Raw genomic sequence first — 7,543 nt, 5'->3', positions numbered from 1 at the left:
ATTCGCCGGGTGGTCATCGTGATGGTCGTCACTGAGCCCTTCCGGGTCAGGGCCACCAGCAACATCACGCCGACAGCAACTATCATGATGGCTACTGTGATGAGAATGGTTACGAGGGAATCCACGCTGTCAAGTATGCTCGATTACTCTGCAACATGAAAGACCCTGTGGGTAGATCAAGGCGTGAGCGGGCTCAGATGACTTCGATAGCTGGCGCATACGATAGATAGCGAATTGGCGGCACTGACAGATGATCGTTAACCCCGCGCCAGTGCCGCCAACGCACAAGCCTAATTATTTTTTCTCGTATCAAAGTAGATAGTAGCTGTTATGCCGACCAATAGGATTGCAAAGCTGATTACCAGTGCCATCGAGATGGTTAGAATCTCGATGGCCCCGTGAACAGTGTGGCCAAAGCGAGTATTATCATGACCGAGAACGAAATCTTGCCGGCCAAAGTGCGTGGCGGCGACCCTGGGTGGGAGCCTTTTCTTCGCTGGGGCATTAACAATCCATTCTAACATGTGAGTAACCCACCTAAACCCACCCCGATAGCTACGCCTCCAAAAAGGCGGCGAGACCGCCTGTTGCAACTGTAGCTGCCACGCCGTAGCCAACAACGGTGGCGCACTCGAGGCGGTTGCGATCCTCACCGGCCCGGGAGGGCCGGTGCTGCCCTGGATGAACAGCAAGTCTACCTCTCGCCAGCGGCCGAGAGCCTGCTCATACGGTTCCACGGGTCCCGACACGCCATGCCACTGGTTCGGAACCTCCCGGCGTGTCTCGCAGCACCACCGGTTCCCAAGGATGTGCCCAGCTTCCAAGCTCCCACCCATCGAACCTGTCTTGACATCGAGGGGACCGCCCAGCCCCGGGCGGGCGGCCGCGTTCACCTCACGCCGCTGACGTCGTCGGGGCGCTCCGCGCCCCGCTCGCGGTCTTCGCGTCCACCAGATCCCCGTGCGAGCTGGGCTTGGCACTCGGCGCGCGAACAATCGTGACCAACAGCCACACCCCAGTCGCACCAATCCCCAGCCACGCATCCATCATCTCCGCCGGGATCGGCCTCTGACGAACCGCGCAGTGAGCCGCGACCTCTGTCTCACCTGCTCCAGCAGCAGCCCCTGGACGCACGACCGGCTACTCACGAGAATCCTGCGCCGCAACCTGCGGCTGAACTGGTTCCTCGCCGCCAGCCACGCCCGCTCCGCACGCCACGCTCTGCTCGGCCGACCACCGGACAGCCTGTACTTGCAAGTAGTCGCCGACACGCAAGGCCGAGGCAGCGCTAGCGGAATCACTGTCATTGGTTGCGGCGGCTCGGGCAAGCCCGCCTCGCCGACCAGCTCGCTGCCGTGTCCGACCTACCGGTGACTCACTTGGACGGCATCTACTACGCCGACTGGCCTGAGTTGGCTAGGTGGAATTCGCCGACCGCCAGCGCGAACTGGTCGGCCGACCCCGGTGGATGGTCGAAGGCAATTACGCCAGCACCTTGCCGATTCGGCTCGCCGCCGCGGACACCGTGATCTTCCTTGACCTTCCCGCGGCCACCTGCCTCCTGGGCATCTTCCAGCGGCGCTGGCGCTACTGCCGTGGACAGCACGCCAACGACGGGGTGTTCGACCGGATCGCGATTTCGTTCGTCCGCTACAGCTGGGGCTACCGACGGATCATGCGCCCCAAGGTCCAGCGCCTCCTCACCGAGCACGGCGACCAGGCCCGCCTTACCACTGTGACAAGCCGACGTCAGAGCGCACACTTCGTACGTGGGCTCTGGGCAGTTGCGCAAGCCCAGACATGGGCGAGGGCGTTTCGTGGGCCTGCGCTGATGTCCTTGGGGCCTGGCACGCAGGTTCGGGTTTGTGGTCGGTGGTCGCCGTGCGCGTGGAGACTGCCGCGAGCACGCTCAGGGACCGCCAGCGGTATGCGTCCGGCTGTGGCCGGTGTGGCATAGTTCCACTATGGATGACGAGCCGCCGTGGGGCAGCCATCCGCTGGATGCAGTATTCAGCGGTATGTGGCGATTCGATCCTTCGCGGGACTACTACGCCCTCACGCTGGGAGCAAACCGCCGTGGGTGCCCGTTCTGGACCACGTTCTCGGAATGGGTCGGCTGGTCTGAGCGCCATCCGCGGTGGGAGATGCGCGCCGCGCGTGTAGTTGATCCCGAACGGATGCGCGACGCCTGGGAGAGGGTCGGCCAGTCTTGGGTCGCGGTGCACGACGACCTGCAGCTCGCGCTGTTCATGCGCATTGGTGGCAATGTGCTCGTCGAAAAGGAGTTCGCCGATCGCCGTCTGGCGGACAAGGTCGGCCCGAAGGAGTGCGCACCTGACGGCACGATCTTGCACGGTGGCGGGGGCTTCCTCGTCACCGAAGGTCTGGACGATGATGCGGCAGAACGCCGGGCGCCCAGCCGCAAGCTGCGCGGCCAGGTGCTCAAACGCGACGACTACCGCTGTGTCATCTGCGGCCGGCGCCCGCGGGATCACGTCGACCTCGAACTGCATGTGCACCACGTGATTCCCTGGCGCATGGGCGGACCAACGACCGAGGCAAACCTAGTTACCCTATGCGGCGCCTGTCACAAGGGCTTGAACCCCGACTACCAACCACGCGTCCGAGAATTGGCCAACCTCCCCGGCCGAGCTGCCCCGCTCGACGGCACCGAGCACCGCGCGGACGTCCAGCGCTACCGCGAACTCGCCGAACGCTTCTTCTCCTGTGACGACACGCCACCGACGCCCCAGCGCCACGAATAGGTTCCTGTCGACCAGTCACGATCTCATCCGCTCGCAGTGCGAGTACCGTCCCTACCACCATCATTCGCGGGGGACAGCGACTGGTGTCAGACCTCCACGACAGGTGGTGCCGCCTCATGCCTCCATAGCGGGACGACCAGGACGTGCTCGGTACACGACCCCACCAGCGGCGGGCGCATCACCCCACGCACATTGGCGCTCGTACAGGCCCTGCAGACAACCGGTAGGACTGGGGACGGCATCGGCTGCTACGCCCACCGGCCGGCCAACCCCAGCTCGGACCATCCGCAGGGGCGCGCCTGCGACATCATGTTCACCCCGCACAACCAGAAGGCCGTCACCGAAGGCTGGGCGATCACGAGCTGGCTCATCGCCCACCAAGCCATCTTCGGAGTGCGGTACCTGATCTGGCAAGGCCAATACTGGTCCGCCGAGGAGCCCAGCTGGGTACCCTACCGCTCCAGCGCCTACGGCTGCCCCAACCCCGCTAACCTCACCGGCTGCCACTACGACCACATCCACGTCTCGATGTATTAGGGCCGCACGCCGACCGTGTGTCGGGGTGGTTCAGGATTGACTGGTGGCTGAGCTGCTCTACCTCCCCGCGATCAACCCGCCATCGGACGTGTTGCACCATGCGATCCTGTATCGGGACCTGATCAGCACGCTGGTACCGGACGAATTCGAAGGTCACCTGTCAGATCCGGTTCGACGGGCCGCAGAAGCTGGTCTATACCGGCCCTTGCCTGCGCGAGAGACCTGGAACGACTTCTCGGTACAGCGTGACGCCTGGAACGCGGTATGGACGATGGTGGAGGGGAGAAGTGACTACATCTCCGAGAATTTCGATGTGATCAAGCAACGAATTCTGACGATGGCAAGGGCGATGTCCGATTCCCTGGGCAACGGCGAGTGCACAAGACACCCGCTGGCGACGACGGCCGAGGACACCAGTCGCAGTAACGCGGCGGCCCTGCGGGTCGACCACTTGGCCTGGCGTGGGCTGGTCGGCGAAGTGTTCGATGAGATCTGGCGATCTCGTTGCTTGTCTGACGAAGTCGACGACTGGTCTGGCACTGACGGGATGGCGTGGAGTCCGAGCATCCAGGCTGCGCTCCTAGTGGGCACAGGTTACGGCCTTGCGGCACAGGCACACCGTGACCCGGTCCGTCCACTGCTGGTGCCGCACCACGACAGGCGGGCAATTGGTGACATCGTTCAACATTGCGCCGTCGTCCCCCGAGCCGACCATCTCCTGCATCAGATTGACGTGGGCCAACTACTTCCGAATCCGGCACCCGGAGTGGATACGGCTGCATTGATCAACTTTCGCGAACGTTACGACGACGAACGTCGACGACTCGTGAATGCCGTGGAGAGGCTTATCGAGAGCTCACACTATGAACGGCCAGAGGACATCGAGGGCTCCGTCCGCCGCGACCTGAAAGAGGCAATTGCGGACATGACCAGGGCCGGGCGTGGCGTGCTGCGGGGCTGGTCACGTCGAGTGATCTCCACGGTGACTGCGGCAGGTGCCAGCACAGCAGTTGGCGGACTGGCCGGAGCACCCGTGCTCCTGACGGCCATCCTGTCGAGCGCAGGCTCGATCGCAATCAACCTGGTGACGAACCCCATTTCACAAGGCTGGCGAGATGACAAGTTCGCCAGCTACCACTATCTCTACCGTGTATGCGCTGCGCTCGACGCCGACGTACACCGTCGTCCTGAGCTGCAACAATGATCAGCTGACAACGACCCCACCTCACCTGCCCGAACCAGACCAGCCTCGTCCTGCCGCACCACCATCGCCAACATCACGGTGCGAGTCACCAGCCCATATTCACACAGGTGCGAAGTAATGGAGCACCCCCAGAAATAAGTCTCCTCCGCCAGTCGCCGGTCCCGGCCATGGCGAGCGCGGTTTCGACTGCTCAGGGCTCACCAAGGCCGCCTACGCCGCTGCCGGCATCACCCTGCCCCGCACTGCGCAAGCGCAGTGCAACGCCGGCCCGCAACTCCCCGCAGGACAACCCACCGCGTCCCGGCGACCTCGTGTTCTTCGGCACGGGCGCCGACCGAATCACCTATGTCGGAATAGCCATCTCGGCCACCAACCCGTCCAAGTCGATCCCATCGGGCGCAACCTCATCGGCAGCACTCGGCCCCACCACCACGCCCTCACCTGAGGTAAGACATCAAGGAACCGGGAGGTTCGTGTCGAACTGGATCTGGCCCTGGCATTAATCTTGATGAAACCATCGGTATCTAACGGCCAGGAACGCCATGAGTGCCGCAAGCACTGCAACGACGATGAGAGAGTAATGTGATGGCACGTCCGCAACCGCGGACAGAACGCCAAATATCAGCCCTGAAGCTAGAATTGCACAAATTGCCACAACGGTTCTACGCTTGTTCCTATTCACGATTAGCCACACCTCCATGTAATACGGGCACTTGATCGATTTCGCCTACATGAAGTATTATAGGCTGTCAATATTAGCATAGAACTGCCAGGCGATGATGTTGAGTAGGATGAGGGCCACCATTACGTCGGTTTCCCTCATCCTACTCAATGCTTTTATCTTGTTAGCGTTCTAGCCGCCGGATAGATTGATTAGCCCCCGCCCGATGCCGAATCCTAATCCGAACAGAGAGCCTCCGACCGCGCCGATGCCCGCGCCTGGGACACAGCCCGGACCGGCGCTCGACACTGCGCCCACTACGCACCCAGCGGCTGCGCCCACAGCCGCACCAACCTCCACATAGTCGGCTACGGTACCGACGAAATCACCGAGTCCATAGGCACCCGTCGGGTCCGACCGGTTGATGGGGTCGCAGTTGCTGTAGGTGTAAGGGTTGGTTTCTTGGCCGGTGGGGTCGGGTTGGGTGAAGCGGCCCCAGGTGGGGTTGTAGTAGCGGTGGCCGGTGAGGTTGAGTCCGCGGTGGAGTTGGTAGGTGCCGATCCAGCGGAAGTGGTTCTTGCCCGCGGCGGGGCCTTGGGCGTTGACGGTGCCGTAGGGGCTGTAGGTGTAGGTGGCGGCGAGTTCCCCGTTGGTGCCGAGCAGGGCGAGGACGCTGCCTTGGTAGTCGGTGATGAGGTTGTAACGGGTCCCGTCGGCGGCTTTCTGGGTGATCAACGTGCCTTTGGGGTCACGGGTGTAGCTGGTGCGCTGGCCATCGGTGGTGACCTGGGTGGTGCCCAGGGCGGTGTGGCCGAACACATGGGCGTGCGGTTGACCCCCTTCTCCGGACACCTTGGGCGCGGTGGGCGAGAGGATGGGATCATGCCTGCACCACATCCGCCGGAGTTTCGGCAGCGCGCGGTTGAGTTGGCGCGGCGGCGGGAGAAGCCGGCCGATCGCGTTGCTGCCAAGGATCTGGGAATCAGCGAGACGTTCTTGCGGAACTGGATGAGTCCCGAAAGTCCAAACATGCATACTCTCGGGACCCTCCAGCCTCAAGTTTGCTACAACTTATTTCTGTACGCAATATAGGTCATGCTCACGCTTACTCCAGCGTATCCTCCGGCTACAATAATGAGCCACGGTGCCCTATCGCGAAGAATTAGAGCCATGACGAATAACGCTATCACGATCGCAGCTTGAGGAAGGATGCTCTTCACGAGTAACTTGCGCCGTCGTCGTTCAATCATCTACCACCATCTAAATGCTCCTATGACACCGCTAGCTATACCAAGCAGACCGGCAGAGGATACTTGTCGCCGCGTGCCACCGCCAATCTGGGCACCCAGAGCGCCACCCACACCTGCGCCCATGGCACCCATTACGGCTCCGGCCGCAAAGCATGCGACAACTGTCGCAACACAGCCCGCCGTAAGAGCGCCGCCCAACAAGCCGCCCGCCGCCGCTCCAACTGTGCCACCAATCTCAACGCCTGTTAGCGCTCCGGTGGGGTCCGACTGATTAACTGGGTCGCATTGGGCGTAGGTGTAAGGGTTGGTTTCTTGTTTGGTGGGGTCGGGTTGAGTGAAGCGGCCCCAGGTGGGGTTGTAGTAGCGGTGGCCGGTGAGGTTGAGTCCGCCGTGGAGTTGGTAGGCGCCGATCCAGCGGAAGTGGTTTTTGCCCGCGACAGGGCCGTGGGCAGTGCCGCTCCGTAGGGGCTGTAGCTGCAAGTGTCGCGAGTTGCGCATCGGTACGGAGTGGGGCGGATGCGCAGCGCGCATCGCCTTTTGGTAAAAAGGAAACAAATTCCAGCGGCCGGGGAAAGTTTCCTCGGCCGCCGGAACCTTGCTCGGTTGTGATCGGTTCCTGTTCAGTCTATTACCTGAATCGAGCGATGAGAATTCCGATGACCGCTCCGATTGCAGCAAGAACAAGCACGATCCAAGCCCATCGAGCGCCGCTGAGCCCCAAGAGAACAAGGCCAATCAAGCCAACGGTTATCCCTGAGACCGTGAGCAGTAGATAGATTCGTCCAGTGTTCATATTCGTCCAGTGTTCATATCAGAAACACGCATCGATGGTAGAGAGGCCAGCGCCAAAGAAGCCGAGCCCAGCTCCTGCTATTCCCAACGACGCTGGCGTAGACAGTCCGCCACTTGAAACTGCACTTGCAATTCCTCCTGCGACCGCGAGTCCTCCACCAACGACCGAAAAGATCCCGCCGACACATGCGAGTACCGACGTACCGGTAGGGTCGGACAAGTTGATGGGATCGCATTGGGAGTAAGTGTAAGGGTTGAGTTCTTGGCCTGATGGGTCGGGTTGGGTGAAGCGGCCCCAGGTGGGGTTGTAGTAGCGGTGGCCGGTGAGGTTGAG

7 protein-coding genes and 1 pseudogene are annotated in these 7,543 nt (G+C 62.1%); 4 read left to right on the top strand and 4 right to left on the bottom strand.

The annotated features are described in order from the left end of the window. Positions 1-1,393 precede the first annotated feature (1,393 nt). Entirely contained in the window at positions 1,394-1,711 is a 318-nt protein-coding gene (locus tag BM051_RS29335) for a hypothetical protein (protein ID WP_166677895.1), read from the bottom strand. Between the two features lie 253 nt (positions 1,712-1,964). Between BM051_RS29335 and BM051_RS30230 the strand changes: the two genes are divergently transcribed. The 4 genes and pseudogenes from BM051_RS30230 to BM051_RS30560 form a co-directional block, all read left to right on the top strand. Then, the gene (locus BM051_RS30230) at positions 1,965-2,765 is read left to right on the top strand and encodes an HNH endonuclease (RefSeq protein ID WP_243859927.1); all 801 of its coding nucleotides are present in this window, start codon (positions 1,965-1,967) and stop codon (positions 2,763-2,765) included. Between the two features lie 36 nt (positions 2,766-2,801). Continuing rightward, entirely contained in the window at positions 2,802-3,302 is a 501-nt protein-coding gene (locus BM051_RS28210) for a VldE C-terminal domain-containing protein (protein WP_481725525.1), read from the top strand. Positions 3,303-3,345: 43 nt separating this feature from the next. Next, a complete protein-coding gene (locus tag BM051_RS28815) occupies positions 3,346-4,506 on the top strand; it encodes a hypothetical protein (protein ID WP_134046549.1) in 1,161 nt (386 codons plus the stop codon). Positions 4,507-4,726: 220 nt separating this feature from the next. Next, a pseudogene (locus tag BM051_RS30560) lies at positions 4,727-4,951 on the top strand (hypothetical protein); the annotation flags it as partial. 408 nt (positions 4,952-5,359) lie between these two features. On the opposite strand, the gene BM051_RS28200 reads toward BM051_RS30560, so the two are convergent. From BM051_RS28200 to BM051_RS28190, 3 genes are all read right to left on the bottom strand, one after another. Further along, positions 5,360-6,019, bottom strand: a complete 660-nt coding sequence (locus tag BM051_RS28200) for an RHS repeat-associated core domain-containing protein (RefSeq protein WP_218151709.1) — start codon at positions 6,017-6,019, stop codon at positions 5,360-5,362. Positions 6,020-6,417: 398 nt separating this feature from the next. After that, positions 6,418-6,915 (bottom strand): RHS repeat-associated core domain-containing protein, encoded by a 498-nt coding sequence (locus BM051_RS30785; protein WP_424923323.1) that lies wholly within the window; start codon positions 6,913-6,915, stop codon positions 6,418-6,420. A 313-nt stretch (positions 6,916-7,228) separates the two neighbouring features. Continuing rightward, positions 7,229-7,543: RHS repeat-associated core domain-containing protein (locus BM051_RS28190; RefSeq protein WP_143095737.1), on the bottom strand; the 315-nt coding region annotated here is incomplete at its 5' end.

This window comes from Amycolatopsis arida (assembly GCF_900115565.1).
GTDB classification, from domain to species: Bacteria; Actinomycetota; Actinomycetes; order Mycobacteriales; family Pseudonocardiaceae; genus Yuhushiella; species Yuhushiella arida.
Note: the sequence above shows the minus strand (reverse complement) of the source record. Positions and strands in the feature narration are given on the sequence as shown.